At 39.4% G+C, this 26,824-nt stretch carries 23 protein-coding genes and 1 pseudogene; 12 read left to right on the forward strand and 12 right to left on the reverse strand.

Going from position 1 to position 26,824, the window contains the following annotated elements; translation table 11 throughout:
* Nucleotides 1–115 precede the first annotated feature (115 nt).
* The 12 genes from NMG86_RS00300 to NMG86_RS00355 all read left to right on the forward strand — a co-directional run bounded on the left by NMG86_RS00300 (nt 116) and on the right by NMG86_RS00355 (nt 13,529).
* Nucleotides 116–1,825, forward strand: a complete 1,710-nt coding sequence (locus NMG86_RS00300; RefSeq protein ID WP_026795392.1) for a HAMP domain-containing methyl-accepting chemotaxis protein — start codon at nt 116–118, stop codon at nt 1,823–1,825.
* Nucleotides 1,826–1,842: 17 nt separating this feature from the next.
* Nucleotides 1,843–2,583 carry a chemotaxis protein CheW gene (locus NMG86_RS00305; RefSeq protein ID WP_026788177.1) on the forward strand — a complete coding sequence of 247 codons (741 nt, stop codon included), beginning with the start codon at nt 1,843–1,845 and terminating at the stop codon, nt 2,581–2,583.
* Between the two features lie 2 nt (nt 2,584–2,585).
* A complete protein-coding gene (locus NMG86_RS00310) occupies nt 2,586–4,832 on the forward strand; it encodes a hybrid sensor histidine kinase/response regulator (protein ID WP_026796750.1) in 2,247 nt (748 codons plus the stop codon).
* Nucleotides 4,833–5,084: 252 nt separating this feature from the next.
* Nucleotides 5,085–6,728, forward strand: a complete 1,644-nt coding sequence (locus NMG86_RS00315; RefSeq protein ID WP_026796751.1) for an IS1634 family transposase — start codon at nt 5,085–5,087, stop codon at nt 6,726–6,728.
* Between the two features lie 294 nt (nt 6,729–7,022).
* The gene (locus tag NMG86_RS00320) at nt 7,023–7,397 is read left to right on the forward strand and encodes a response regulator (protein ID WP_337587921.1); all 375 of its coding nucleotides are present in this window, start codon (nt 7,023–7,025) and stop codon (nt 7,395–7,397) included.
* Complete coding sequence (locus NMG86_RS00325; RefSeq protein WP_337587922.1) at nt 7,357–7,782, forward strand: chemotaxis protein CheB; 426 nt, start codon at nt 7,357–7,359, stop codon at nt 7,780–7,782. The genes NMG86_RS00320 and NMG86_RS00325 overlap by 41 nt, the downstream gene beginning before the upstream one ends.
* A gap of 232 nt (nt 7,783–8,014) precedes the next feature.
* Nucleotides 8,015–8,359 (forward strand): hypothetical protein, encoded by a 345-nt coding sequence (locus NMG86_RS00330; RefSeq protein ID WP_026788180.1) that lies wholly within the window; start codon nt 8,015–8,017, stop codon nt 8,357–8,359.
* Nucleotides 8,360–8,485: 126 nt separating this feature from the next.
* On the forward strand, nt 8,486–9,844 hold the full coding sequence (locus NMG86_RS00335; protein ID WP_043937848.1) for a hypothetical protein: 1,359 nt from the start codon (nt 8,486–8,488) through the stop codon (nt 9,842–9,844).
* 67 nt (nt 9,845–9,911) lie between these two features.
* Nucleotides 9,912–10,223 (forward strand): LysR substrate-binding domain-containing protein, encoded by a 312-nt coding sequence (locus NMG86_RS00340; RefSeq protein WP_026788182.1) that lies wholly within the window; start codon nt 9,912–9,914, stop codon nt 10,221–10,223.
* Nucleotides 10,224–10,271: 48 nt separating this feature from the next.
* Nucleotides 10,272–11,201: a bestrophin family protein gene (locus NMG86_RS00345; RefSeq protein WP_052338592.1), complete on the forward strand. Its 930-nt coding sequence runs from the start codon at nt 10,272–10,274 to the stop codon at nt 11,199–11,201.
* Nucleotides 11,202–11,303: 102 nt separating this feature from the next.
* Entirely contained in the window at nt 11,304–13,151 is a 1,848-nt protein-coding gene (locus NMG86_RS00350; protein WP_026798752.1) for a pentapeptide repeat-containing protein, read from the forward strand.
* Nucleotides 13,152–13,211: 60 nt separating this feature from the next.
* The gene (locus tag NMG86_RS00355; protein WP_026788183.1) at nt 13,212–13,529 is read left to right on the forward strand and encodes a hypothetical protein; all 318 of its coding nucleotides are present in this window, start codon (nt 13,212–13,214) and stop codon (nt 13,527–13,529) included.
* Nucleotides 13,530–13,814: 285 nt separating this feature from the next.
* On the opposite strand, the gene NMG86_RS00360 is transcribed toward NMG86_RS00355, so the two are convergent.
* The 12 genes and pseudogenes from NMG86_RS00360 to def form a co-directional block, all read right to left on the reverse strand.
* Nucleotides 13,815–14,336 carry a phycobiliprotein lyase gene (locus NMG86_RS00360; RefSeq protein WP_026796752.1) on the reverse strand — a complete coding sequence of 174 codons (522 nt, stop codon included), beginning with the start codon at nt 14,334–14,336 and terminating at the stop codon, nt 13,815–13,817.
* Nucleotides 14,337–14,576: 240 nt separating this feature from the next.
* Nucleotides 14,577–15,476: a S66 peptidase family protein gene (locus tag NMG86_RS00365; RefSeq protein ID WP_026788185.1), complete on the reverse strand. Its 900-nt coding sequence runs from the start codon at nt 15,474–15,476 to the stop codon at nt 14,577–14,579.
* Between the two features lie 54 nt (nt 15,477–15,530).
* The gene (locus NMG86_RS00370; protein WP_026788186.1) at nt 15,531–16,598 is read right to left on the reverse strand and encodes a glycosyltransferase family 4 protein; all 1,068 of its coding nucleotides are present in this window, start codon (nt 16,596–16,598) and stop codon (nt 15,531–15,533) included.
* Between the two features lie 6 nt (nt 16,599–16,604).
* Nucleotides 16,605–17,252, reverse strand: a complete 648-nt coding sequence (locus tag NMG86_RS00375) for a glycoside hydrolase family 108 protein (RefSeq protein ID WP_026796753.1) — start codon at nt 17,250–17,252, stop codon at nt 16,605–16,607.
* 121 nt (nt 17,253–17,373) lie between these two features.
* Nucleotides 17,374–18,336, reverse strand: coding sequence for a hydroxymethylbilane synthase (gene hemC / locus NMG86_RS00380; RefSeq protein ID WP_026788188.1), 963 nt, complete (start codon nt 18,334–18,336; stop codon nt 17,374–17,376).
* Nucleotides 18,337–18,551: 215 nt separating this feature from the next.
* A pseudogene (locus NMG86_RS00385) lies at nt 18,552–19,279 on the reverse strand (transposase family protein).
* A gap of 129 nt (nt 19,280–19,408) precedes the next feature.
* Nucleotides 19,409–19,546, reverse strand: coding sequence for a hypothetical protein (locus NMG86_RS00390; protein WP_158295828.1), 138 nt, complete (start codon nt 19,544–19,546; stop codon nt 19,409–19,411).
* A 57-nt stretch (nt 19,547–19,603) separates the two neighbouring features.
* Entirely contained in the window at nt 19,604–23,491 is a 3,888-nt protein-coding gene (locus tag NMG86_RS00395; RefSeq protein WP_026798751.1) for a WD40 repeat domain-containing protein, read from the reverse strand.
* A 57-nt stretch (nt 23,492–23,548) separates the two neighbouring features.
* The gene (locus tag NMG86_RS00400) at nt 23,549–24,553 is read right to left on the reverse strand and encodes a CHAT domain-containing protein (RefSeq protein ID WP_026796754.1); all 1,005 of its coding nucleotides are present in this window, start codon (nt 24,551–24,553) and stop codon (nt 23,549–23,551) included.
* Between the two features lie 230 nt (nt 24,554–24,783).
* Nucleotides 24,784–25,719 carry a ribonuclease Z gene (locus tag NMG86_RS00405; RefSeq protein WP_026796755.1) on the reverse strand — a complete coding sequence of 312 codons (936 nt, stop codon included), beginning with the start codon at nt 25,717–25,719 and terminating at the stop codon, nt 24,784–24,786.
* Between the two features lie 98 nt (nt 25,720–25,817).
* The gene (locus NMG86_RS00410) at nt 25,818–26,021 is read right to left on the reverse strand and encodes a hypothetical protein (protein ID WP_026788190.1); all 204 of its coding nucleotides are present in this window, start codon (nt 26,019–26,021) and stop codon (nt 25,818–25,820) included.
* Nucleotides 26,022–26,037: 16 nt separating this feature from the next.
* Nucleotides 26,038–26,601 (reverse strand): peptide deformylase, encoded by a 564-nt coding sequence (gene def / locus NMG86_RS00415; RefSeq protein WP_026788191.1) that lies wholly within the window; start codon nt 26,599–26,601, stop codon nt 26,038–26,040.
* Between the last annotated feature and the right edge of the window lie 223 nt (nt 26,602–26,824).

Below are 26,824 nucleotides of genomic sequence, written 5' to 3' on the forward strand. Positions count from 1 at the left end.
CTAGCATTGTTGAAAGAAAATCAAGGCGATCCAGTTGGAGCAAATATCATTCAGCAGCGAATTTCAGCCCTGGGATCACGGTTTCAGAACAGAATCTTAGAAGGGGAAACCTAATATGTTCAAAAATCAATCCATGCAGGCTCGCCTGATCGTCGCTTTCATCTTTATGGGGCTTTTGGTGCTGATTGTCGCCTTGGTCGGTCTGAGCGGTAGTTCTCGGTTGAGTAAGCATATCAATACCTTAGCCAAGAATAATGTTCCTAGTATTTCTGGGCTGTGGAAAATTAACGAAGGAAAAACCCAGATTCAATCATCAGAACGGGGTTTGCTGGATATCAATCTCAACAAAGAAGGGCGACAGAATGAAATCGGTCGCATGGATAACGCTTGGAAGCAAATTCAAGAGGGATTTCATCAATACGAAGCGGCTCCTAAGTCGAACGCGGAAGAAGAGAAAGTTTATAAAGACTTTTTGACTCAGTGGGATGTGTGGAAGAAAGCCCATGATCAGTTTTTGAGACTTAATCTGCGGTTCGAGAGTCAGGGAACTGTCAATGTAGTGGACAATTTTACTGGAGGATTTCAGCCCGTAGACTCTGGATTAAAAGCCCTGGAGAACCAAGTTGAGGCAAACCGTCAACCCTCTCAAGCTGTAACGAATCTGCTATTGACATTGTTAAAAATCAATGAGGACTTGGCATCCCAAACCGAAAAAATCTCAGAACAAGATGTTTCTCAAGTCGGATTTTGGGCTTTTGTAGCGATTATTATTGGGCCGGGAACGGCTATTTTATTTGGAATTTTCTTTAGTAATACCATCGCTAAACCCCTTGGGGCAAAGATTGCCGGGGTTGTTGATATTGCTCACCGGATTTCATCGGGAGACTTAACCAGTGAAATTTCTCTAGCGGAACAGGAAGATGAAGTCGGGCAGTTACAGAATGTCTTTTACACCATGAATAAAGATCTGAATGCCCTAGTTAATCGGATTCAACGCTCAGGAAATCAAATCACCAGTTCTACCGACTTAATTACCGCTTCTGGCAAAAACCTAGAAGCAACGGTGGCTGAACAGGTGGCTTCAACTAATGAAGTCTCAGCAACGGCCCATCAAATTGCCGCGACATCCAAGCAGTTGGTGAAAACAATGGAGCAGGTGGCGGTGATGGCTGAACAGACAACCATAGCCGCAGGTAACAGTAAAGACAATCTGCATCACATTGATTCTGTAATGCGCCAGTTGTTAGAAGGGACTCAGGTAATTTCTTCCAAGCTGGAAGTTATGCACCAACGGGCTAACAATATCAGCCAGGTGGTGACAACTATCACGGTTGTAGCCGATCAAACTAACTTACTGTCCCTGAATGCTGCTCTCGAAGCAGAGAGAGCCGGAGAATATGGGGCGGGGTTTGCGGTGGTGGCCAGGGAGATCCGGCGATTAGCAGATCGCACCGCCGTTGCTACTTTAGAAATCGAGCAGATGATTAAGGAGATGCAATTAGCCGTGTCTATTGGTGTCACCGAGATGGATAAGTTTACGAAATCCGTTGTTAACAGCGTCGAAGACGTAGACCGCATTAGTGACCAAGTAGCGGAAGTGATTCAACAAGTTCAGGGATTAACACCCCGCTTTGAGCAGGTGAGTCAGAGCGTTGATGAACAATCTCAGGGAGCGCAGCAAATTAGCGAGGCAATGGAACATCTGAGTCAAGCATCTCAGCAGACGGCCGACTCGTTACGAGAAACCAGTCATGCCTTAGAACAGCTTGACGAAGCAACTCATAGCTTAAAAACAGAGATTTCACGATTTAAAGTAATAGCATAAAAATAAGGAATTAAATCATGGAAAGTTATATTGATACGGTATCTATCATACCAGAAAATTCCGACCCTCCCACTCTCAATGATTGTTGGAATAAAATTGGGGTGATGGGCGATCGCTCCTGTGGCGAACTCAAGACCGTGATCCACTGCCGAAATTGCAAGGTTTACTCGGCGGCGGGACGCAGTTTATTAGAGCGCGAGGCTCCACCCGAATATCTCCAAGAATGGACGGATATTTTATCAGAATCTTCCACACAGCAAACCGAAGTGGGAGAAGGTACGTTAGTGCGGGCAACAGACACCCTTTCGGTGATTATTTTTCGTCTAGGTAACGAGAGACTGGCATTGCCCGTTAACATCCTCCAAGAAGTGACTCCCCTCTACACAATTCATACCGTCCCTCACCGTAGAAACTCGGTGTTTTTGGGATTAATAAATATTCGCGGTGAAACCCTGCTCTGTATTTCGATCAGAGACTTGCTGGGCTTAGAACCCGTCACCGAATCCGTAGATTTATCGAATTCGATCAATCCCCAACGGATGATTGTAGCGGGGAAAAATGAGAACAAGTGGGTTTTTCCTGTGGATGAAGTTCATGGAACCTATCGCTTCCATCTCAATGAATTTAAAGACGCTCCCGTTGTCATTTCCAAGGCATCAGAAGCTTACACCAAAGGAGTTGTGACCTGGCAAGGCAAGAAGATCAACTTTTTGGACTCCGAACTCTTGTTGTACACCCTAAGTCATAAGGTTTTTTAATCATGAGTGATGATTCGATGATCGAGCTATTTCGCCAAGAGGCTCAGACGCAGGTTGCGATCTTGACTCAGGGACTCCTGATCTTGGAAACTAATTCCCAATCGGAGGAAATCTTGCAAGCCCTAATGCGAGTCGCCCATTCCATTAAAGGTGCTGCTCGGATTATTTCTCTGGATGCGGTGATTAACTTGGCTCACTGTATGGAAGATTGTTTTGTAGCCGCACAGAACAAGATTATTACCTTGGGCCCAGAACAAATTGATGTTTTACTCCAAGCCGTTGACTTATTTCAGGCTATCAGTCAGGTTCCTGAAGCCGAGATGCTCTCTTGGCTAACTGAAAACATCGGAGAGTTTGAGGCTTGTTGTGCTGCAATTAGAGCACTGCTACCTCCAGATTTTAACGCTCGTCGATCATCCTTAGTCAACGTTGATCAGAGTTTGGAGATCACTCCAACTCCTCCTCAAGAAAAGGTCGCTTTAGAAGCAATTACCATCCCCAATGATCGGGTTGTGCGGGTGAGCGCCGAGAATTTGAATCGAATTATGGGGCTCGCGGGTGAATCTTTGGTTGAGGCCAATTGGCTGCAACCCTTTGCCGATTCCTTTACGGCCCTCAGATACCGCCAATTAGAGCTTTCCCGACTTCTGGAAACCCTCCATACTGCCTTAGCGAATACGGCGATTAGTCCCGAAAGCCAACAAGTTGTGGATACGGCTCGAGGGAAAGCCCAAGAATGCCGGGAAATTCTCACCGATCGTTTGAGTGAACTGGAACTCTATGCCCGTCGCACCACTAACTTGAGCGATCGCCTTTACCGAGAAGTGATTGCTTCCCATATGCGTCCCTTTGTGGATGGCGTACAGGGACTTCCGCGCATGGTTCGTGACCTCTCCCGACGATTAGATAAACAGGTGAAGTTCCAGATTGTCGGTCAGTCTACTCTGGTTGATCGGGATATTCTCAAAAAACTAGAAGCTCCCCTAACTCATATAATCCGTAATGCTGTTGATCATGGGATTGAATCCCCAGAAGCTCGTGAGGCATCAGGGAAGCCAGTGGAGGGTAATATTCGCCTGGAGGCTTTTCATCGCGGTGGAATGCTGGCGATTAGTGTTTCTGATGATGGTAAAGGGATCGATCCCAATTACATTCGTCAACATATTGTCGATCGCAATTTAGCTTCATCGGAAACGGCGGCGCAACTGACGGAAGCTGAAATCATTGAATTTCTGTTTCTCTCTGGATTTTCGACCACTAACCAAGTGACGGAAATTTCTGGGCGAGGGGTGGGATTAGATATTGCTAAAAGCATGGTGCAAGAGGTGGGTGGCACAATCCGTGCTGTATCCCAATTGGGGAATGGAACCAGTTTTCACTTTCAGCTTCCCCTGACACTATCGGTGGTGAGGACGTTGATTGTCACTATTTCTGATGAGCCCTACGCCTTTCCTTTGGCACGGGTGGATCGAATTGTTAAACTCGACAAGTCGGAGATTTATGTTGTCGAAGGTCGCCAATATTTTACCAAGGATGGTCAAAATATTGGGTTAATCGCCGCCCACGATATTTTAGATTTGCCTGAAACCCTCCCCGATTCCGATGCGCTTTGTGTGGTTGTGATTAGTGACCAATCTAACGCTTATGGTCTTTTTGTAGATGAGTTTCTCGGTGAGCGAGATTTGGTGGTGCGTCCCCTTGACCCCCGTTTGGGTAAGGTTCGGGATATTAGTGCCTCTGCCTTGATGGATGATGGCTCTCCGGTTTTAATTTTGGATGTTTCTGATTTAGTCCGAACCATTGACAATATGCTCAACAGTGGTCAATTAAGACCTGTTGATATTAATAAAGCCAAAGCTAAAGCCAAAAAAGCCGACGACCATAAACGTATTTTAGTTGTGGATGATTCGATTACGGTGCGAGAAATGACCCGGAAATTGTTACAAAATTGGGGCTATAATGTTGATGTTGCCGTGAATGGGATGGATGCTTGGACGGCTATTCGCAGCAATTCTTATGATTTGATTGTTAGCGATATTGATATGCCTCGGATGAATGGGATTGAACTGGTGAAGCAAATTAAAGAACATCCTAAATTTCAGGTTATTCCTGTGATTATTGTTTCCTATCGCGATCGCGAGGATGACCGGATTCAAGGCATGGAAGCCGGGGCAAATTATTACCTAACCAAAAGCAGCTTTCACGATGATACATTAATCAATGCCATCATTGATCTGATTGGAAGATAGGTTACTGAATTCCCCATTCGTAATTCGTAATTCCCCATTCCCTATTTCCTATTCCCTATTCCCTATTACAAATATGAGAATTGCGATCGTCAATGATACGGCTATGGCTGTAGAACCCACATTCCGCAGATATTTAAGCCAATTGAATTGCCAATTAAATTGGAATAAATAAAAGCCCAAATCATTATATGGCAATCATTTGGGCTATTTTCAATGTAGAATAATAATTAGAGTAGCTGAACAAATAAAAATATGAAAAACCCCCTAGAAGCGATAGAAATCGTGAATTTAGACCATTTAGGAATAGTAGCAGGCGTAATAGATGAGATGGAATTAGTAGAAGAAGTGAATAAAAAAGTGGGATTAAGAGGAAAAGAAGCCATAAGCCCAGGACAGGTAATGAAAGCAATGATTTTGAATGGATTAGGGTTTTTGAGCGCGCCGCTGTACCTATTCGAGAACTTTTTCGTAGGGAAAGCAACAGAACATTTAATAGGAGAAGGAGTAATAGCAGAGCAACTAAATGATGACAGAATCGGGAGAGCATTAGATAAATATTATGAAGTAGGAACAACAAATCTATTCACAGCAATAGCCCTAAAAGCCGCCCAAAAATTCCAAGTAGAAAAGGAAAGCGTACACCTAGATAGCAGTTCGATATCAGTAGAGGGAGAATACAAAAGTAAAGAAGAAGAAAATCAGGAAATAGAAGAAGAAATGAAAGCCATAAAAATAGTGCATGGATACTCAAGAGATAAAAGACCAGATCTGAAACAATTTATAATAGATATGGTAGTAAGCGGAGACGGAGATGTGCCATTATATCTAAAAATAGATGACGGAAACGCCGATGATAAAAGCGTATTTGTAGAAAGACTAAAAGAATTTAAAAAGCAATGGACATTTGAAGGAATATGTGTAGCAGACAGTGCATTATACACAGCAGAGAATATAGGAGCAATGGCAGGAATGAAATGGATAACAAGAGTACCATTAAGTATAAAAGAAGCGCAAAATAAGATTGTAGAGATAGAAGAGGAAGAATGGGAGCAGAGTCAAATAAAAGGATATAGAATAGCAACGAAATCAAGTGAGTACGCAAACATAAAACAAAGATGGTTAGTAGTAGAAAGTGAAGCCAGGAAAAAAGCAGCCCTAAAAAAAATATCAGAGCAAGTAGAAAAACAGTTAGAGAACGCCAAAGCATCACTGCGGAAGCTATTGAAACAAGAGTATGCTTGCATAGCGGATGCAGAGATTGGGATAAAAATGTTATCAGATTCGTGGAAATATCACGAAATAAAAGAAATAAAATGCACAGAAAAAGCCAGTAAAAAAAGCCAAAGTAAAACAGAAAAAGGGAATCAAGAAAAGACAATAGTTTATCAAGTAACAGGAGAGATAGAACCTAGAGAATCAGTGATAGAAGCGGAAAAAATCAAAGCCGGAAGATTTATATTAGCGACAAATATATTAGACAAGAAAGAGGTGAGTAATGAAAAGCTATTAGCCGAATACAAAGCGCAGCAAAGTAACGAGAGAGGATTTAGATTTTTAAAAGATCCGTTATTTTTCACAGCAAGTGTATTCGTGAAAAAACCAGAGAGAGTGGAAGCAATAGCGATGATAATGGGATTGTGCTTGTTAGTGTATAACCTAGCTCAAAGAAAATTGAGAAAACAATTAGAAACAGCCCAAGAAGGGGTAAGAAATCAGGTCAAGAAATTAACGAATAAACCGACGATGCGGTGGATATTTCAAATGTTCCAAGCGGTGCATTTAGTCAGGATAAATGGAGAAAACCAAGTGAGTAACTTAACCCAAGAACGTCAAGAAATATTGCAGCATTTAGGGAAAGATTGCTGTCAATACTATTTAATGATTCCTGGGGGATAAAGATTAAAAGAAAGGGGGAAATAGTTGTAAAAAATCTAAGTTATGAGTCAAGATGAGAACTCTTGGCTGAAAAGAATTTGGTGATAAAATACAAATATATTAAAAAAATGGAGTTCTATTTCTATTAAAAAATAGTAATTATTTATGTTTAGTTAAATAGCGGTAAACTAGCTATATAATTTGATAGTAAAGCCTCGGAAGTTCACCGAAAAATTGGAATAGGTTTCTATTTTTTAGAATTAGTGGAAAATTTGACCCCTATCTGCGGAATGTGGGGTAGAAGCTCTTAAGCGAGTGCTTTTAACTGTTCCCAATTATCAAGTTATCTGGATTGCACGCGATGGTAAAGAAGCCGTTGACCGTTGTGCAAAAGATACTCCTGACTTGATTTTAATGGATTTGTTTATGCCGATTATGGACGGTGTGGAAGCGACTCGCCAGATTATGCAGCAGAGTCCCTGTACCATTTTGATCGTGACGGCAAGCGTGGGAAACCATGCCGGAAAAGTGTTTGAGGCGATGGGATATGGGGCGCGTGATGCGGTGGATACTCCGATTTTAGGAACTCAAGGAAGCTCAAATTCTCACCAACCCTTACTCGCCAAAATTGTCACCCTCAGCAAGCTGATTGGCAAATCATCAAACACCTCTGACGGTGCGATTGGCTAATATTGGCGATCGCTTGGAAAAGGGTATTGTCCATATTGCCGGGACTAACGATCATCTTAGTATCCGTTCCGATCTCACATTATATTACACAAAAGAACCTGTTAACTATCCTTATAGACCCTCTGTAGATGTATTTTTTAAGAGTCTTGCCCAACACTGGCATCATAAAGAAATTGCTGTATTACTTACGGGGATGGGACAAGATGGTGCTGATGGACTCAAGGTTTTGCGTGAGACTGGATGGCATACGATCGCTCAGGATGAAAAAAGTTCTATTGTCTATGGTATGCCTAAAGCGGCAGTTCAGTTAAATGCTGCCGTTGAAGTTTTGCCTCCCGAAGCGATCGCTAATACTTTAATTCAGCGAATTAATAATGGTAGTTAGTTAGGCTGAAGTTTATCCGATAATATTCCTCTAGTCAACCTTTTTTTCTGTTCTAAAATTTTCCAATAAGATTCGGTATTTCTACTTAATTTTACCTTTCCAATTGAACCGATATAAAAGTTAAGATTGGGGTCAACTCAAATTAACAATTAGTAAAGATTTAAAGGGCGATTATATGGTATTCTATACAGATAGATTTAATTTTGATATCACCAACAATACTATCTCTATCATGAACAAGAAAAAATTAATTGATGCTGTAGAGAAGCTGTCAAAGGAAGCCCATCGCAGTCCAGAAGAACAGTTTTTTATTAGAATGCTAAAACAGGTTTGGGAAATTGACTGGTCTGTTCCTCCATCTGATGTCTGGCGTAATTTGATCGCACGGAATCAAGACTATTTCTTTGGTTTTATGGAACTCGATGATGGAGATGAAAGAGAAGAAAACTGGTTACTCGCTTCTTTAGACGCGATCGTTGAGTCATTGATTCAGAAAAATGACGATAGTAAATGGAAAACTAAAATTGTAAACACCATTGATGAGTTAAATCAATTGCGTTTAAAGACTCAAAAGTAAATAGCGATAGTAATTTTGATCATGCCGTATGAATAGATTCTTTAAAAGTTTAGAGAATTTTGTAGAACAATGTCTTTCCACTGAATTATTGCAATAATAATAAATACCCAACAACTCAAGAAAATTATGGCGTTAGACTGGCGGCTTAAACCTGGATATTTAAACGCAGGTTGCTCAGATTTTGAATCTGTACACATTTTGCTGGGATATTTCATTGCAAATCGTCATTCAGCAACCCCCTTACCGAATAAATCTCTGCTCACGGAAAATAAAGCCTTTGAATGGGGAAAAGGTAAACCTTTAGAAAAGGTGATTAACTGTCAGTCGGATTTTGAATTTCTGATGCAACATCCTCGGCTTTTTCGGAATGCGATCGCCATTATTGAACCCTGGGAACACGTTGGATATAATCCATTAGGAGAGCACGTTAGAGCATCCCTTAATGTTGCCTATATTGCTCAAACAATTGCGGACTGCGACTCAATTTTGTTTCCTTTGTGGTCGTCAGGATTACTCGATCCTGAAACAATTATTCCGGTGATTTCTTCTGGGTTAGCGGTGGTTGTGGAAGGAGGAGATCCATCAGTCCGAGATGCTTCTAGCTTTGCAGGTGGCAAATCTTCTCTCGCAGATTTACATTTATTTGTGGAAAAGTTACTGTTATCTCGAACACCAACCAGTGCCCCCGCAATTTTTATTTGTTTAGGACATCAATTAGCTGCCCAAGGACACATTAATTTGATTCAAAAGGCGGTGCAACAGGTACTTAATTTAAGCCAATTAGAGAACGATTTATCAGGAAAAACTCTCAAAGCCTTGCAAAATGTTTGTCAAGAAATTGAAAGGATTGGGAATTCTCTTTCTGTTCAGAAAAAGAATGGTAATATCGTGGCTCGAAGTTGGCATGATCCTGAATTTGCTGTGGGGCCAAACGAATTTAAAGAAGTTGGCGATCGCCAGTTACATCATTACGAATCTCCTGATAGCGAAAGTTCAGGAATTCCCCAAGAATTAATTACAGTTCATGAAGTAACGGCTGATGAATTTGAAGGAGTGATTGATACTTCTATCGAATATGAACACGAACTTAATATTGCCATGTTTCACTCAGATGAAGTGAATGAAGAAGCAATTCTATTTGCAAATTGGGCCTATAGATTACTCCATGATACGATTATTTCCCATCGTCATATTCTCGCAGGAAGTCCCCTATCTTGGCTGATGCAAATGCCTTATGCGATAGAAATTCTCTGTTCAACAGCCCATGAAGATGAAATTCTCACCGAATGTTCTGCAACCTGTATCAACTATAAAGATTTTGAAAGTAAGTTGATTCGGCGCTCATTTACCTGTCAATTTCACCCAGAATTATTATCGGATTTAAGGTCTGTGGGTTTTCGTAAACATCCCGAATATTCTGAACTTAAAAAAGATGATGGAGCCCGATTATTTGCTCGATTACTCTATGCTGGGATGCAAGAGTAGGGACGGATTAATTTAAGAAATTCAGGCTATTTCGGAGAAAGTTTTCTAGGTTGTAAGTTTTCGGGAGATGTCGCCGAGTGAGCAAGTTAAAGCGTTGCAAAATGGCGGGATTGATATTGCTTTTATGGGTAATCCACCCGATAAATTAGAAGAAGAATTTATGGTCAATAGTCATGCCTCAATGATTGCTTTGGTTGCCACAGGGCAAGGGGTAGCAATTATGCCGAGTGAGGCAGAAGCACTACCCCATCCCCAAACGGTGTTTGTCAAGCTACACCATCCCCTATACTACGCCCGCTCCACTGCCGTTTGGAGGAAAGAAACACCCGCTCAATCTTTAGATAAATTTCTAAAAATTCTATGGGATTATATTCAATAGTTTTCTATAATTTTAATCCACTTGGCTCCTTAATATCAATCAAACTTTATGATGAAATTAATCAAAAACTCAACTTGGCTAGATTTAGCAATTGATTTAAGAAACTCGGTTATTCTGACTATTTGGCGGCGAGTAATAGCGACGATGATCTTTGCTTTACTGATCACCATTGCCTATCACCAAGGAATTGCCGTCAACCAACCGATTCTCTCCACTTTAATTCCTGGAATCGTCCTGGGACTATTATTAGTTTTTAGGACAAATACAGCTTATGACAGATTTTGGGAAGGTTGTAAACTTTGGTATGACTTGATTAATGCAGGTCGAATTTTGTGCCGGAATATTTGGACAATTGTTCCTGAAAATAGCACTGAAAGCCGGGCAAAAAAAAATACTCATATCAGATTAGTGGGTATATTAATAATGGCGATCAAATTACGTTTGAGAAACGAAAATATTGATGATAATATAGCAGAATTAATGACTCCAGAAGACTATTTGGAACTACAAAAAACTGATAATATTCCCCTGAGAATTATTAATTGGTTTGCCGAATATTTTCGTCATCTTTATTATGAAGATCAGGTAATTCCCTATAGATTTTTTATTGAATTGAATCGTTCTTTAGACCAAATCATAATGCTATTTAGTAGTTGCGAACGAATTTTAAATACCCCACTTCCTAGAGCTTATTCAATTCATCTCAAACATTTATTGTTGTTATATTGTTTTGCTTTACCTTTTCAATTTGTCAAAGAACTAGATTGGTTTACTATTCCGGTTGTGGGAATTATTAGTTTTGCTTTATTAGGAATAGAAGATATTGGTGTGGAAATTGAAAATCCTTTCGGTTATGATCGCAATGACTTACCTTTAGATCAATTTTGCCAACAACTACAAGCTGAAATCGAAACAGAATGGGTTAATTGGGATAATTCTATACCTAAAAACAGTAAGACTATGGAACCAAAGAGTTAACTAATTTAAAGTAATTGCTAAACTGAAACAAAGGTTGTTATTTTCCAAGAGTTTAACAGAAGTGAGTCATCAAATTCAATAAGGATAACCATAATTATGAATATGAAATCATCTTATTCAAATTTACGCATTGAACTCGTTGAAACCAGCTTTGAGAAAATTAAGCCCCGGGCGGTCGAATTTGTCTCTAGCTTTTACCAAAATCTGTTTGAAACTTATCCAGAAACTCAACGTTTATTTGGCAAAACTGATATGGATAAGCAAGGGAAAAAACTGCTTAATTCTCTAATTTTATTAGTCGAAGGTTTACGCACACCTGAATTGTTAGTTCCCATTCTCAAAGATTTAGGCGCTAGACATAAAGGCTATGGTACAGTTGCAGAATATTATCCCCTTGTCGGTGACATTTTATTACAAACTTTTGCCGATTATTTGCAAGCAGATTGGACTCCCGAAGTCGCACAAGCTTGGCTTGAGATTTACACAACAACCTCTCAATTAATGTTAGAAGGTGCAGGGGTAGATATTTCTCAGTTAAGCACACAGCCAGAGATACAAAACCCTCCCTCACCGCCTCAAATATCCGTTTCCTTAGCTAAAGAAACAACCCCGCAATTATCGACAACTGCACAAATAGAACTCGTTGAAACGAGCTTTGAGAAAATCAAGCCACGGGCGGTCAAATTTGTTGCTAGTTTTTATGAAAATCTGTTTGAAACTTATCCAGAAACTCAACATTTGTTTGGCAAAACTGATATGGATAAGCAAGGGAAAAAACTACTTAATTCTCTAATTTTATTAGTAGAAGGTTTACGCACACCCGAAGCGCTGATTCCCGTGTTAAAAGATTTGGGTGCTAGACATAAAGGCTATGGTACAATTACAGAACATTATCCCCTTGTGGGTGAAATTTTACTCAATACTTTCGCCGATTATTTACAAGAAGATTGGACTCCAGATGTCGCACAAGCTTGGCTTGAGATTTATACAAATACCTCTAATTTAATGTTAGAAGGTGCAGGGGTAGATGTTGCTGTAAAATCAGAAAAACCGGAAATCAAAGCTATACCCTTTCCCTCATCAACTGGGGAAACGGTTTTCCCCCAATCTGGAAGAATGGGTAGGGAGAAAACTGCACCACAGCAACGGAATTTAAGTCAAGTCATTAGACTAATATTAAAACCCCTAAAACTAATTCAAAATAGTTTTAAATATATTTTCAAAAAAATTCTGGATTGGTTTTGGGAATCACCTACATGGGTCGTAGCCATTACCATTGCTTTTATGTTGGTGGTTTTAGTTATTTTTACCCCTGATGATTCGGTACTATCGAGAATTTTATCAGACATTGAACCGATTAGTATTATCGTGGCTATCATTCTATATGTCAAAGAAATTCCTGACCGAAAAAAAGAATTTCGATATCAAGCTTGGAGTGTGATTGATGCGGCTCATGGTGTCAAAGTTAGCCCAGCCAGAATTATTGCTTTACAAGATTTGAATGAAGATGGAGTTGCTTTAAATAATTTAGATTTACCCGGAGCGAAATTAGTCAGAATTAATCTTCCTAAAGCTGATTTAAGCGAAGCTAATTTAACTAAATCTGACCTGAATCATGCTGACCTGAATCATGCTAATCTGGGAAATGCTTTACTAGCTCGCGTAAACCTTACGGGCGCTAATTTGAGTCATGCTAACTTTGGTTTTGCGAAACTAAGTTACGCAAATCTGAGTAGTGCTAACCTGAGTCATGCTAACCTAATTTGTGCTGATTTAAGACATACAAATTTGAGTGGAGCAAATCTCAGCAATGCGAATCTGAGTGGTGCAGATATGAAAGGTGCTTATTTAACAGGCGCGAACCTCAGAGGTGCTAATGTCAGTCAATATGACTTGCGTGGAGCCTATTTAAAAGGTGCTATAATGCCTGACGGATCAAAACATCCTTAATCCTAATAATACTTGATAATTTCTTCTAGCATAAATCTGTAAAAAAAGGAATAGAATTTCATGGAATTTAACAAAAATACCCTGGCTCAAACAATGGCTTTTTTACTCTCAATTCCTCCTGAAAGTAATTTGGCTAAGTTACTCAAATTATGCTTAGTGACTCAATATAATGGAGAAAATTTAGGTCAAAATGCTTTGGAAAAAAGCTATGAATTAATTAGCAACCCCACTGATTTACCCTATTGGATACAAGAAGTGATTCAAAGCAATAATAAAATTACACCGGAAGAATGGCAAGCTTTTGGGCAACTGAATTTAACACAGACTCAGGATTTTATTAATACTTTATTGCAAGAATTAGATAATTTAAAATTTTAAATTTGGGTAATATTAGGGTAGCTATTAACTTTATTTTGTGTAGATATGCAAAATAAAAATAATATAGCAGGGAACAGGGAACACCGGAACACCGGAACACCGGAACAGCCCCCCCAAACCCCCCGTGCACGGGGGGCTAGGGGGGGAGGGAACAGGGTGGAGGATGTGTAATTAATTTTGTTTAGGTACTTAGAGCGCTACGCACTAGGAAACAGGGAACAGGATTTAGAAGTATCCTAACTGTAATGCGTAGCGCTATAGATTAAACTTAACCCACCCTTAATATTATTGGACTCCCATGCGAATTTCCGAACAAAAAGAAGCCTGAGTTAGTCCAGTATTGTTTTTAACAATGCTAGTTCTAAGTCGGAGATTTGGCATCAAATACCATAACCTTTCTTCTACATAAAAGTTAGGAGATTCTGTAATTATGGTTAATACTTCATCCTCTCCGAAACTATAGCTTCCCGATAGAGATTGATTCGGGTTAGTACCTTGAGATTGGAGTAATTGACCTGCTTGGGGATGTTCAGGATTAATAATTGGAACTAAAATAGCCGAGCCTTTTTGTTGATTAGAGTTTCCTTCTGTTGTTCCATCCCAGGTCAAGCGAAACCCATCGGAAATTGTGGTCGGGTCAATATGATGCTGTTGACAAAGTTGAATAACTTTAGCATCAGTTTGGGGTAAACTCTCAATAATCAGATTAGACTTACCCGCCTGTAATTGTCCTGATTTTAAATTGTGTAAAGTGCGTTGGGAAAACCATTTTCCAGCACTTAATTCAAAAAATTCAATAATATTCATCTTTGATAAACTAAAAAAGGAAAAGCTGATTTCACTTAGTTTTATTGCATAAAGAAGTTTGATGCAATTGCTTCTTATTGTAGCACAGTCTATTCCAAATTAGAAATAGGGGCGGGTTTAGATAGTTTTGGGGTGAAAATCACAGATAGTCTCGAACCCGCCCCTACGATGATAATTTATATAATGTTTATAACAATTTCTTTGTGTCTTTGTGTCTTTGTGGTTAAATTAGACTTAACTCTAACCCCAACTTAATGTTCCCTTTTCTCCATCAAGATTAACCATCATCCCAACGGGTAAAATAGGATTAGATCCTTGATGACCAAAGGGTAAATTAGAGACAATGGGAATGCCTAAATCCCCTAAGCGATCGCGTAATACTTCTTCTAGGGTAAAACTATTATTATTCCCTTTAGCATGACAATCACTAAATCTTCCTAATCCAATTCCTCTAACTCCTTTAAACCCTCCGACCATGCGCCAATAGGTTAACATTCGATCCAAACGATAGGGTTCTTCGTTAACATCTTCAAAAGCAATAATAGTATTAGTTAAATCCGGTTGATAGGCTGTTCCTAATAAGTTGGTTGCCACAGTTAAGTTAGCTGGAAATAATCGACCTGAAACCGATTTTCCACCCCAACCTTCTCCTTGTAAAGTATCAAAAAATCCGGTTTCTATTCCTTTAAATAAACGTTGAATTGACCAATCTGGCTCAGTAGCTAAGGTGGTAATAACTGGGCCATGAATGCCGATAATTTGGGGGTGATTTGCAAAAGCCCATAATAGTCCGGTAATATCAGAAAATCCGATTAAAAATTTAGGATCGGGGGAAATTTGGGTGATATTTTCCCATTTCCAACCTTCTAATAATCGAGTTGAACCAAACCCGCCCCTAGCGCATAAAATCCCGCGACAATTGGGATCGGTTAAGGCTTCTATTAACTGTTGTCGGCGGTTTTCATCGGTTCCGGCTAAATAGCCTGTAACTTGATCAAAACCCGATGTTAATTCAATATTATAACCATGCGATCGCCAAATTTCAAGCCCAGCCTCAAACCTTTCCCATTCTCTTAATGCTCCACTGGGGGTAATTACTTTTAATTTATCTCCGGGTTTTAATCTTGGAAAATTGTTCATGATTGTTTGTTTGTGATATAAAATAATAATAATAAGAAAGCCCTTCAGGGCTTACTACGGGATGAGTTGAAATAACCATTGTTCCATGCGATCACCTAATCTATCTAAAGAATATTCGGTTTCTGCCTGTTTACGACACACAGAACGGTCAATTTTATCTATATTATTGATAGCATGAACTAACTGATTAATATTATCAGGTTCTACTAACCAACCTGTAATTCCATCTCGAATAATTTCTGTTGGCCCGCCTCGACGATAGGAGATGACTGGAACACCACAGGCTAAGGCTTCAATTGCAACATTTCCAAAGGCTTCTATCCAGCGATGGGTCATTAGTAAAGCCCGACATTGACCTAGTTTTGCTTGCAGTTTTTCTGTTGATAAAAAGCCTAAATATTCCATAGGAGCATCAACATAATTATTCAGAATATTTTCCCAATAAACTGGGTCTTGAATCTTGCCCATAATCATTAAGGGTATACCCGTTTTAGCTGAAGCAGCCACCGCATCTTCTAAACCTTTTTCTGGGGAAATTCTACCCACCCAAGCCAATTGATTTTGGGGTTGACTGCAAAAACAATATTGAGATAATTCAATAGCACTACTTAAACAAAAATAACCCTCTTTTAAGCCAAAGGTTTCCCCTTGACTATGGGTATGAAAAGCAATAGAACCCGGACAGTGTTTGATTGCTTCTTGAACCGCCCGATCCATCACATCCGTTAAAGAAGCCATGCTGACTAAATGGATTAATTTACCTTTAAAAAAAGGTGTTAAAAATAAAGGCAACCAATCATAAGCAAAATTGACAATAATATCATACTGATCCGCTATTTTTATGGTATAATTCCACATATTGGCTAATACGGAATTATTGGGTAAAATTACTGGATCTTGACGACTTTGGGTTTGGGCTAAAGTTTGTAATTCTCCTGGAATTTCTACTATTGAAAATGATTCTAATTTAGAAGTTTTAGGAGCAACAATTGTAATTTTATGACCCCGTTTTCGCAAAATCTTTGCCAGATTTAATACCGTTAATTCCACACCTCCTCCCAACCCAGACCCCAAGGGCCCAACCGGAGTAGATACTAATAATAATTTTAAAGATTTGTTCATATATAGTTATTGTTTTTTGAGTAAATCCACGGCTTCTTGTAATAACTGAATAGCCTGTTCTACTTTACTCAATATTTCCGTTTGATTGACAGGTTTTGCTGTTGGTTTCGGTGTTGTTAATCCGCCTAATTCATTCACATAGCGCAATAAATCCTGATCTCGTCGTAACCATCCCGCCAAGAAAACTTCTTGACTGGGGTTAGCTTTTACCCGTTGATACCGATAGTCAATTCGATTCTGACCATAGCGTTGGGCGGTTTGTAAATTATTGACTTTTTCTAGTGCAGTTTTTGATTTAGCTCCAAAATTTCCATCAACTGTTAACCCGCCAATGGCTTCTTGTAGAAATTCTAAACTACCTTTGACACTAAAATTAACGGCGGTATCAAAATGGGCTACGGCTAAAGGTAAGACCATGGAATCTGCTAAACAGGGTTTCCAAAATTGTTCATAATAGACTGCTTCTACTTCGGTTGAGGTAATTTGTAAAACTGACTTAGAAGCTAATTTTTTACCTTGTAAATAGCTATCATAAGTGGGTTGAGAAATACCATAATTGACTGTACCCGCTAAATCTCTAGGATCGCCAACACCAGCTTCCCATTTTAAGGTAAATTTTAACGCGGTTTTAAAGGCTTCAGGATATTCAGGCATGGTTTTAATTCAGGGTAATGGGGATCACGGATTTAAGAGGATTTCACGGATTTCACGGATTTTAATCTGTGTTAATCTGCGTAATCCTCTTAGAACTATTAACACCTAAACAGGAGAATAATTAACTACGTTGAATTTCAGCAAAAATCTCGTTTAAAATTTCTTGGGCACCTTGATCTTTGAGTTTATGGGCGAGTTGAATACCCAAATCTTCAGCATCAGTGGTATTTCCAATTACGGTATCTTTAATTAACCGTTTACCATCAAGACTTGCCACCATTCCTACTAAAGTGAGTTGGTCGCCCTCAATAAAAGTATTAACTCCAATGGGAACTTGACAACCGCCTTCCAACTCGCGTAAAAATGCCCGTTCAGCATAACATCTTTGGGCGGTGGGAGTGTGTTCAAGGACTTTAATAATATCGAGAATATCGCTATCTCCCTCTCGACATTCTATCCCTAAAGCACCTTGTCCGACGGCGTGGAGAGAAATTTCTGGGGTGATGACTTGATGAATGCGATCGCTCATATCCAAACGAACTAACCCAGCAACAGCCAGAATAATGGCATCATATTCTCCATTATCCAATTTTTGCAAACGAGTATTCAGGTTGCCGCGAATATCTTTGAATTCTAAATGGGGATAATGATATCTAAGTTGGGCTAGGCGCCGCAGGGAAGAAGTACCAATAATAGCACCCGGTGGCAGGGTTTCTAGTTGTTTATCTTTGTGGTTTTCATGAACAACTAAAGCATCTGCGGGATCTTCGCGTTCGCTCACACAGCCTAACATTAATCCTTCGGGAAGTCGAGTTGGTAAATCCTTGAGGGAGTGCACCGCAATATCACTGCTACGGTCAAGCATCCCTAGTTCTAATTCTTTGGTAAATAGTCCCTTATCGCCAATTTTAGCCAGGGCGACATCGAGGATGTTATCGCCTTGGGTGGACATGGTTTGCACTTCAAAGGTGATGTCGGGGAAGTGTTTCTGAAGTTCTCCCTGTACCCAATGGGTTTGGACTAGGGCGAGTTGGCTTTTGCGCGATGCAATGCGGACGGTACGAGTCGGGGCAGATACAGACATACTAAAGCAATAATACAAGCAAATAAAGTCACTTGATCTAGCCTACCGCAAGGAGGGACATCAAGGTTGTTAAGGTGTGTGACGGAGGCGAGTGTTCGGTGTCGGCATTTTTTATGCGGTGATCTTAAATCTAATTTCTATATGCTAGACTTAAAGTTCTTATTGATTAGACCTCTTGCAAAAAAAATCTATGCTATAATAAAAAATTTTCACTTTCAGACTAAGAGTGTCAACTCATAATTATAAATGGCTGACAACAAATTACAACGAAGACCATAACGGCGACGACGATTTCGATAACGACTCGATAAGATCCTGAAAATTTTGAGGCTCCGATTAACGTGTTCAATCACAATTCGTTGATGAGCCAAAGCTTGATTATAGTCTTTTTCTAAGACCGAAAGATTGCCATTTTTGGGTTTCTTTTTGGGTACATAGCTATTCAAGTGATAATCCTTAATCCCTTGATAGCCACTATCTTGTAAACTATCAGTTTGGGGGTGAAAATGAATTTTGCTTTTTTTGAATAAGCTGAAATCGTGGCAATGTCCTTGTCCAAAATCTGTACAAATAATCTGTTTAGTTTCTTGATCAATTACTAACTGAATTTTGAGCGTGTGATGTTTTTTCTTTCCTGAGTAACATTTTTTCTGTTTTTCATTAAAGTTGATTCAATATTAGCAACAATTCGGCAAATAGTTGATTCTGATACTCCCCAATTTGTCCCAATATGAAAATATGTTCTGTATTCTCGCCAATACTCCAAGGCTACTAAAACTTGCTCTTGGAGAGTCAGGCAGGTGTGACGTCCTCTCCTATCTTTAGGATGTTCTAACCTGAACTGCTCTATGGCATTAACCATTGCTTGAAAGGTTTGAATCTTGACACCAAATCTCCGTTTAAATTCAGGAGGTTTCAAATTTAGATAAAATTGAGTGTTCATCGCAGAGTTATTGTCTTAATTCACTTTCAATTTTTACCATTTTATGGAGTTTTTAGCAAAAGTTTGTGAAGAATGGTTAGTCTCTGGGATTTTATGAAATTGAGCAAAACTCACCATAATACCATAAAATTATTTTGCAAGAGTTCTAATATTGGCATCGCGGTTTGTCGTGACCACTGCTATCGGATTTTCGTCACCCGAAATATTAAGATCTCCAGCGCTCTGAAGTTGATTCGATGGGGGTTGATTGTTAGGTTCTGTATTCATAATCAGGTTATTTCTCTAATTCAATCTAGGTTACAAACCAGCGTAGACTATTGAATATTAATTAGAAGGCGTTTTTTTAAACTCAGTATCAATACCATCACAAAGATGTCTGTCACTTTCATCAACATTAGCATCAGGATTGTGCAAATAATTCCCCACCTGATTACAAGCTTTTTCTTTTAATTGATCAAGATCTATATCCCATAATCTTAATCTACCATCATCACTACCAGCAGCAAGGGTTTTATTATCTGGACTAAAGCTAACAGAATAAATCGGCCCTATATAAACATTGATAGTATTCAGTAAGACACCATCCCGACTCCAAATCTTGATAGTATGATCGTTACTACCGGAGGCTATTATTTGACTATCCGAGCTAAAACTTACACTCTCAACTTCTCCTGAATGTCCATAAAGAGTTTTTAGGAGTTTACCCTGATTATTCCAAATTTTAATAGTTTGATCGTGACTAGCAGAGACAATTCTTGTTCCATCTGGGCTAAAATTCACATCTCTTACTAAGTTTTTATGACCCGTAAGAGTCTTTAATAATTTACCCGTCTTGAGGTTCCACAGTTTAATTGTTTTATCAGCACTAGCTGAAGCTAACATCTTACCATCGGGACTAAATCTAACTCTATAAACTGATCCTTCGTGACCTTCAAGGGTGTTTATCAAAGTGCCATCTTTTTTCCAAAGTTTTATTGTTTTGTCAGAACTTGCTGAAGCAATCATTTCACCATTAGGACTAAAAGCTACACCTTGAACATAGTTGCTGTGACTAGATTGATCACTACAAGTTTTCTTTTTAGATTCTATTGAAGGGTCTATTAAAGTTTTGATAAAATTACCCTCAGAGTCCCATAATTTCACAGTACAATCCCAACTCCCAGTAACAATCATTTGACCGTCAGGACTAAAAGCTACTCCTCTAACCTTTTCAGTATGGCTACGCTTCGTGCGCTCGTCACATTTGGGGTCTGGTGATTGACTCAACTTAGGATCTATTAACTCTGTTGTAACCTTGCCATTTATATCCCAGAGTTTAACAATTTTGCACTCACTGGCTGAAGCAATAGTCTGACCTTTACGATTGAAACTGATATCCCAAATAGAATAGTTTCCTCCTCCAAACGCCTGCGGAGTTTCTTTTATGTTCCATAATTTCACGGTATTGTCAGCACTAGCAGAGGCAAGAATTTTGCCATCATAATTGAAATTAACAGCCCAGATCCCATTTCCATGTCCCTTAAAAGTCTCAGTTGTTATAGCAGGTTTATCCCAATACCAAAGAATAACTTGTTTGTCCCAAGTCCCACCTGCAATAATCTGATCCTTGGGGCTAAAACTGATTCCTCTAACAAAATCTCCAGATTGTTTCAGACAACTATATTTAATTCCATTTTGGCTGTCTGTACCTTGCTTATTACACAGATCTTCCAAAGTTTTTTCATTGATGGTAAAATTCAGACCTTTAATCCAATCATTGCTCTTATTTTCTTTTTGTTTACGCCAGAGTTTAATCGTACCATCACGGCCTCCTGTTGTTAACATTGTTCCATCATGGCTAAAATCTAAACTCCAGACTCCTCCTGGGCCATGTCCTTTGAGAGTCCCCAATTCTTCTACAATTTTGAATGTGTCATCTTTACTCCTCCAAAATTTAACCGTGCTATTAAGACCACCCGTGGCAAGGGTTTTATTATCTTTAAAGCTTATACTCCAAACCGAATTTTGTTTAGTCTCAATCGTTTTCAACGGTTCACCATCCAAGTTCCAGAATTTAATATTGCCACCTTTATCCGATGAAGCAATTATTTTCCCATCAGGACTAAACCTCACGACATAAACAGGACTATTATGATCCAATTTCTGAAGCAGAGTTCCATCTTTTTTCCAAAGTTTAACAGTTTTATCAGCACTAGCAGATGCTATTGTCTGACCATCAGGACTGAAAGTTGCACTCCAAACCGTATCGCTATGAGCATTTTTAAAATCTTGGAGTAAGTGACCCTCTTTGCTCCATATTTTTATGGTTTTATCTTTACTTGAAGTCAGAATTTCACCCTCTTTGTTAAAACTAACACTTGTCACCTCACCTTGATGTTTTTCTAAACGATTCAACTCTCGAACATCATAAACACCCTGTCTCAAAGTCATAATAACTTGAATTCGACTATCAATTGTTGACCAAAATGCTTGTTTCAACTTCCGTACAGCTTTTAAACTTTGGATTAAACCATCAAATTGTTGATTAGATTGCAACATCAATTGTGATGATGTACTTATGTCTCTAATCTCAGCATTTTGTTTAGTTATTATCCACCAGCTAGTTAACACAAGAAGAGCAACTGCCATACTTCCGATACCTAATTTACTTAGAAATTCTTGTTTTTTTCGCTGGTCAGTGCTTTGGTTAATAAATTCTCGCTCCTCTAAGCTGAGTTGATCTGAGCGTTTCTGTAACCATTTTTCCGCTTCTAGTAGAGGTGCACCGCGCAACAAAGTTCCTCGATCTTTTTTCATTTCCTGCCATTGACGCATCTCCCCCCGAAGTTTTTCTTGCCAGGTGCGAAATTCTCGATCAGTATTCATCCATTCTCTGAGTTGACCCCAATTCCGAATTAATGCTTCATGGACAACCTCGACGGTTTCCTGTCCTTGAATATTAATCTGTTGTTGGGAATTATCCTGACTAATAATAGTACGATTAGTAACGACTAATCGCGCATCCGCTAATTCTTTAACTAAACTCCAATTAGTTTCGTTTAATTCTGCTCTCGTTGCTACTCGTCGGGTGTCTAATGTTCCCTCACCCGGACGAACTAATTGTACAAAAATTCGTCGAACTTGTTGTTGTTCTTGTTCACTGAGTTTACTATATTTTTCATCGGCATAACGGGTTAATGCTCCCGAAACTTCCCCAATTTCTTCATAAGCATTGTGGGTTAATTGTTTGCGGGTACGTTTTTTCCAAAGTTCCGTTAAAGCAAATTCTAATAAGGGTAAATTTCCCGGTTCTTTATCCACATCATTGAGAATGCGTTCAACGAGTCCCCCTTCAAAATCAACGCCTAATTTTTGGGCGGGTTTCTCAATCACTTCTGTGAGTTCTTCGGTATTCATAGAACGGATTTTAATATCTCCAGTTCGCAAAACATCTGCTAAGGGAGGATAGGATAATACATTTCCTAAAAAATCAGTTCGCATTGTGGTAACTAATACCGTTGAATAGGGCGGTTTATGGGTTGAAGATTCAAAAGCATTTAATAAACTATCCACAAATTGGCGACGGGTTTGTTCATCGTGACAAAGGGTGTAGAGTTCCTCAAATTGATCAGCAATGAGTAAAATTCTATCCTGGGGATGATTGTGTTGAATTTGGGAAAAAACATCGGATAATAGAATCGTATTGTTTTGAAAATGTTCTGTTAATTGACGAGTTTGGGCGATGAGTTCTGTTTGATTAAGATTAGGTGCGTACAAAGGAACTAACGCTTGAGCTAGGGCATTAAATGGGTCTTTACCCGGTCGAAAACGAGTAAATTTCCAATGCCCAATATTCACTAATTTAGGGACTAATCCCGCCAAAACTACGGAAGATTTACCACTTCCCGATGCTCCCAAAAGAGGAATAAAATTCTTGGTTTCCGTTGCTTGAAATAGTTCTTCTATAAAGACGCTTCTCCCAAAGAAATATTCGGCATTTTCCGGCCCAAAATGAAACAATCCTTGATACGGACAAGGTAAATTATCCTCTGTACCTGCCTCAAGAGAGGTGATAACGCTTTCTTCTCGATAATAATAATTATAAATAATAGTACGGGACTGATTAATATTTGCATCGCCCGTTGTCGTGACAAGTGCCATCGGATTTTCGTTACCAGAAATATTGAGATCTCCGGCACTTTGATTTTGATTTAATGGGGGTTGTTCGTTCATTTCTGCACTCAAAATTTGCTTAAAAACTGTTGTTTTAAAATAAATGCACCCTAGAAATCAAATCCAAACTTTTGCTAATATTGCTGCGACTTTTATCACAGGTTCAGCCAGGGTTTCTACTCCTTCTAATCCTTTTTTAAGAGCAACAACTGCTTGATTAATTAAGGTTTTATTCGCCTCTGGTTTTTGCAATTCGCTTTCGATCATTTTGATCGGAACTTCAACCATTGCTTTCTCCATTGGATTTAACGCCTCTGTTTGAGCAATATCTTGTTTCAGTTTGGCTAATGCAGATAACGCTGCTTCTAAATTAGAATTGTTGCTATTGGTGGTTACGGTATAACTTTGGTTGATCTTCTGATCCCGTCCTACAATTCCAAAAGCTACAGGACTATTATTACTACTGATATTAATATCATCCAAAGATATAGAGTTATCAAAAGATTGAGGAGGTTTGATCACGTCCTCAGATTTTGGTTGAGACATTTCAGCTAAATTTGTGCGTCTCGGTCTGAATTTGAGTTGAGGTTTATTGGATTCTGGAATATTTTTTAAATCAATTAAAGTACAACCGGATTCAAAACATTGATCATAGAAAGTTCCGGCTCCTAACGCTCGATAAAATCCCACTGCAAATTTAATCGCAGCTTGATCTCCAATGGCTTGATTCATACCGACAACACAATCAATATGTTGATGAATAGCGTTAGCTTGAATTTCACTATAACAAGCATTCAGAATGACACATTCAATTTGAGTTTGAAACGCTTTAAATAATCGAGCTAAAGCGTCCTCACTCACCAATACACTCCGACCCGAACTATCTTCTAACACTAATCCATCTTTTCCCGCACCATGACCGGAAAAGTGAACAATTGTAGGGTTATAATCATAGAGAGTTTGTTGTAAATCATCCACTTGAACGGCTCCAACTGGAATAATTTCAAATTCGTCTCTATGGTTAGATTGTCTCAGGGTTTTTTGGATCTCGCTAACTTCTTGATTCAGACGTAATTGGCTTGTATCTGATGGATTGGCTAAGAGAATTAATATTTTTTTCATAAATAAATCGAATCCACCTGTTTCAAGGATTTCTCTACGAAAGGTTGTTCCCAATTTGGCTCAAATTTTTAGGAATGTCAAGTTTGTAGTGAGTCTTTCAGGACTCATTCTGATTCCAGTATTGCGTAGTGAGTCCTTCAGGACTCATTCTGATTCCAAAAACTAGAGAAATAAAGAAAGCCCTGAAGGGCTTACTACGGCGGGGAATGAAGACAGCCCTGAAGGGCTTACTACGGGGAGGGACGACGGGGAATTGTATGGGTGAGGAAATCATAAGCCATGTCTGTATTTTGAAAAATAGCTCTAGCTTCTGTTAATAAATCCTCTAAAATAATTGAATTTCCGGGGGCGTAACGGGGGCTAAAATGAGTCATAATTAATTGTTTGACTCCGGCGGCTAGTGCTACCTGTGCCGCCATTGTTGAGGTAGAATGTAATCTTTGAAAAGCCATTTCTGCATCTTGATGGGAGAAGGTAGCTTCATGAACTAATACATCTGCATTTTCCGCTAATTCTACCGCCCCATCACAAAATACCGTATCGGTACAATAGACAAATTTACGACCGACTTGGGCTTCGCCACATAATTCCGTACCCCGAATTACCCGACCATTAAGGGTTACGGTCTGTCCCTGTTTCAGTTTGGCATAAATTGGCCCTGGGGGAATCCCTAATTTTTGGGCTGTTTCTACGTCAAATCGTCCGGGTTTATCCTTTTCTATAATTCGATAACCAAAGGCTGGGACTCGATGTTTTAACGGCCCACAAACCACTTGATATTCCTCATCTTCAAAAATGATTCCGGGCTCAATAGTATGAACTTTAACCGGATAAGAAAAATGGGTTTGGGAATAGCGAACACAACCCTGTAAATATTCGGATAATCCCGATGGCCCATAAATATCAATCCGTTTAGGATTTCCCGCTAACCCACAACTAGCTAATAACCCCATTAACCCAAAAATATGATCGCCGTGTAGATGGGTAACAAAAATTCGACTAATTTGACTAATTTTTAAATCACTGCGGAGGAATTGATGCTGCGTCCCCTCTCCACAATCAAATAGCCAGATTTCAGCCCGTTGCGGTAAACGCAGAGCTATACTGGAAACATTGCGCGATCGCGTGGGAACCCCCGAGCTAGTACCTAAAAATGTAATCTGCATTTACCTATACCTATTGTCAACAATCCTAATTTTGATATCCTCCCCATCCGTTAGCCACGACTCCTATAGTAAGCCCTGAAGGGCTCACTACTAGAGATTTATTCTTGATTCATTTGAGCATCTTTAACGGCGGCAAAAAACAGAAACACACTTAAAGGAATACTCAAGGCTAAAATTACACTGGTGGTTAAACTTCCGAGTTCTGGATTTCCTGAAGATAGTTCAAAAACCGAACCTACAGAGGCGATCGCAGCTATACAAGAACCCAATAATAAAACCATGCTTTTTGGAGTACCGACCATCTTGAATTATCCTATATTATTTAACGGATTTAACAGCTTTGGGTGAAAATTTATGTTTGGCTAATTCTTCATTTAAAGCCAATTTATTCTCCACTCGATCTACAAATAAAACCCCATGCAAATGATCCATTTCATGTTGAATTGCACGACCTAATAATTCCGTCGCTTTCAGGGTGCGCGGTCTGCCATTTTCATCTTTAAAAGACACTTCCACCACGTCCGGGCGAGTTACATCCATATAAACCCCCGGAATACTCAGACATCCCTCTTGAGAGGGTGAAATTTCCGTACTGGATTTAATAATAGTCGGATTAATCAAGACTAAAGGGGGGTTAGCCGCGTTATCGGGTTCGCAGTCAATCACAATTACTTGTTTATTCACGCCGACTTGGGGCGCGGCTAAACCAATACCGTCAGCACTATACATGGTTTGTAACATCTCCCGCACCAGTTGACGAATTTCATCATCAATGCGGGAAACTCGTTTAGCTGGGGTTCTCAAGGCGCGATCGCCTAAATAGTGAATCTCAAAGGGAGGTTTTTCTAACTTTTTCTTTTCAACTAAAACTTGTGAGGTCATAGCAGGGTTACGCTTAACTTCTGAAACAATATTATCCTCCCTCTATCTTAATAGATTTTAACAATTAACACCCATTGATCTGGTGTTGAGGTGTTATAGCGCTACGCACTAGGGAACAGGGAACAGGGAACAGGGAACAGTAAGCCGTGAATGAGTTTCAGAATTTAGAAGTGTCCTAACTTTAATGCGTAGCGCTATAACCAACAACCGATCACTAACGATT

The sequence above is a fragment of the Planktothrix rubescens CCAP 1459/22 genome, assembly GCA_904830895.1.
Classification (GTDB): domain Bacteria; phylum Cyanobacteriota; class Cyanobacteriia; order Cyanobacteriales; family Microcoleaceae; genus Planktothrix; species Planktothrix agardhii.

Coding starts and splice junctions, on each gene's coding strand:
- NMG86_RS00300 (WP_026795392.1), top strand. CDS start 116: ATGTTCAAAAATCAATCCATGCAGGCTCGCCTGATCGTCGCTTTCATC.
- NMG86_RS00305 (WP_026788177.1), top strand. CDS start 1,843: ATGGAAAGTTATATTGATACGGTATCTATCATACCAGAAAATTCCGAC.
- NMG86_RS00310 (WP_026796750.1), top strand. CDS start 2,586: ATGAGTGATGATTCGATGATCGAGCTATTTCGCCAAGAGGCTCAGACG.
- NMG86_RS00315 (WP_026796751.1), top strand. CDS start 5,085: ATGAAAAACCCCCTAGAAGCGATAGAAATCGTGAATTTAGACCATTTA.
- NMG86_RS00330 (WP_026788180.1), top strand. CDS start 8,015: ATGAACAAGAAAAAATTAATTGATGCTGTAGAGAAGCTGTCAAAGGAA.
- NMG86_RS00335 (WP_043937848.1), top strand. CDS start 8,486: ATGGCGTTAGACTGGCGGCTTAAACCTGGATATTTAAACGCAGGTTGC.
- NMG86_RS00340 (WP_026788182.1), top strand. CDS start 9,912: ATGTCGCCGAGTGAGCAAGTTAAAGCGTTGCAAAATGGCGGGATTGAT.
- NMG86_RS00345 (WP_052338592.1), top strand. CDS start 10,272: ATGATGAAATTAATCAAAAACTCAACTTGGCTAGATTTAGCAATTGAT.
- NMG86_RS00350 (WP_026798752.1), top strand. CDS start 11,304: ATGAAATCATCTTATTCAAATTTACGCATTGAACTCGTTGAAACCAGC.
- NMG86_RS00355 (WP_026788183.1), top strand. CDS start 13,212: ATGGAATTTAACAAAAATACCCTGGCTCAAACAATGGCTTTTTTACTC.
- NMG86_RS00360 (WP_026796752.1), bottom strand. CDS start 14,336: ATGAATATTATTGAATTTTTTGAATTAAGTGCTGGAAAATGGTTTTCC.
- NMG86_RS00365 (WP_026788185.1), bottom strand. CDS start 15,476: ATGAACAATTTTCCAAGATTAAAACCCGGAGATAAATTAAAAGTAATT.
- NMG86_RS00370 (WP_026788186.1), bottom strand. CDS start 16,598: ATGAACAAATCTTTAAAATTATTATTAGTATCTACTCCGGTTGGGCCC.
- NMG86_RS00375 (WP_026796753.1), bottom strand. CDS start 17,252: ATGCCTGAATATCCTGAAGCCTTTAAAACCGCGTTAAAATTTACCTTA.
- hemC (WP_026788188.1), bottom strand. CDS start 18,336: ATGTCTGTATCTGCCCCGACTCGTACCGTCCGCATTGCATCGCGCAAA.
- NMG86_RS00390 (WP_158295828.1), bottom strand. CDS start 19,546: ATGAATACAGAACCTAACAATCAACCCCCATCGAATCAACTTCAGAGC.
- NMG86_RS00395 (WP_026798751.1), bottom strand. CDS start 23,491: ATGAACGAACAACCCCCATTAAATCAAAATCAAAGTGCCGGAGATCTC.
- NMG86_RS00400 (WP_026796754.1), bottom strand. CDS start 24,553: ATGAAAAAAATATTAATTCTCTTAGCCAATCCATCAGATACAAGCCAA.
- NMG86_RS00405 (WP_026796755.1), bottom strand. CDS start 25,719: ATGCAGATTACATTTTTAGGTACTAGCTCGGGGGTTCCCACGCGATCG.
- NMG86_RS00410 (WP_026788190.1), bottom strand. CDS start 26,021: ATGGTCGGTACTCCAAAAAGCATGGTTTTATTATTGGGTTCTTGTATA.
- def (WP_026788191.1), bottom strand. CDS start 26,601: ATGACCTCACAAGTTTTAGTTGAAAAGAAAAAGTTAGAAAAACCTCCC.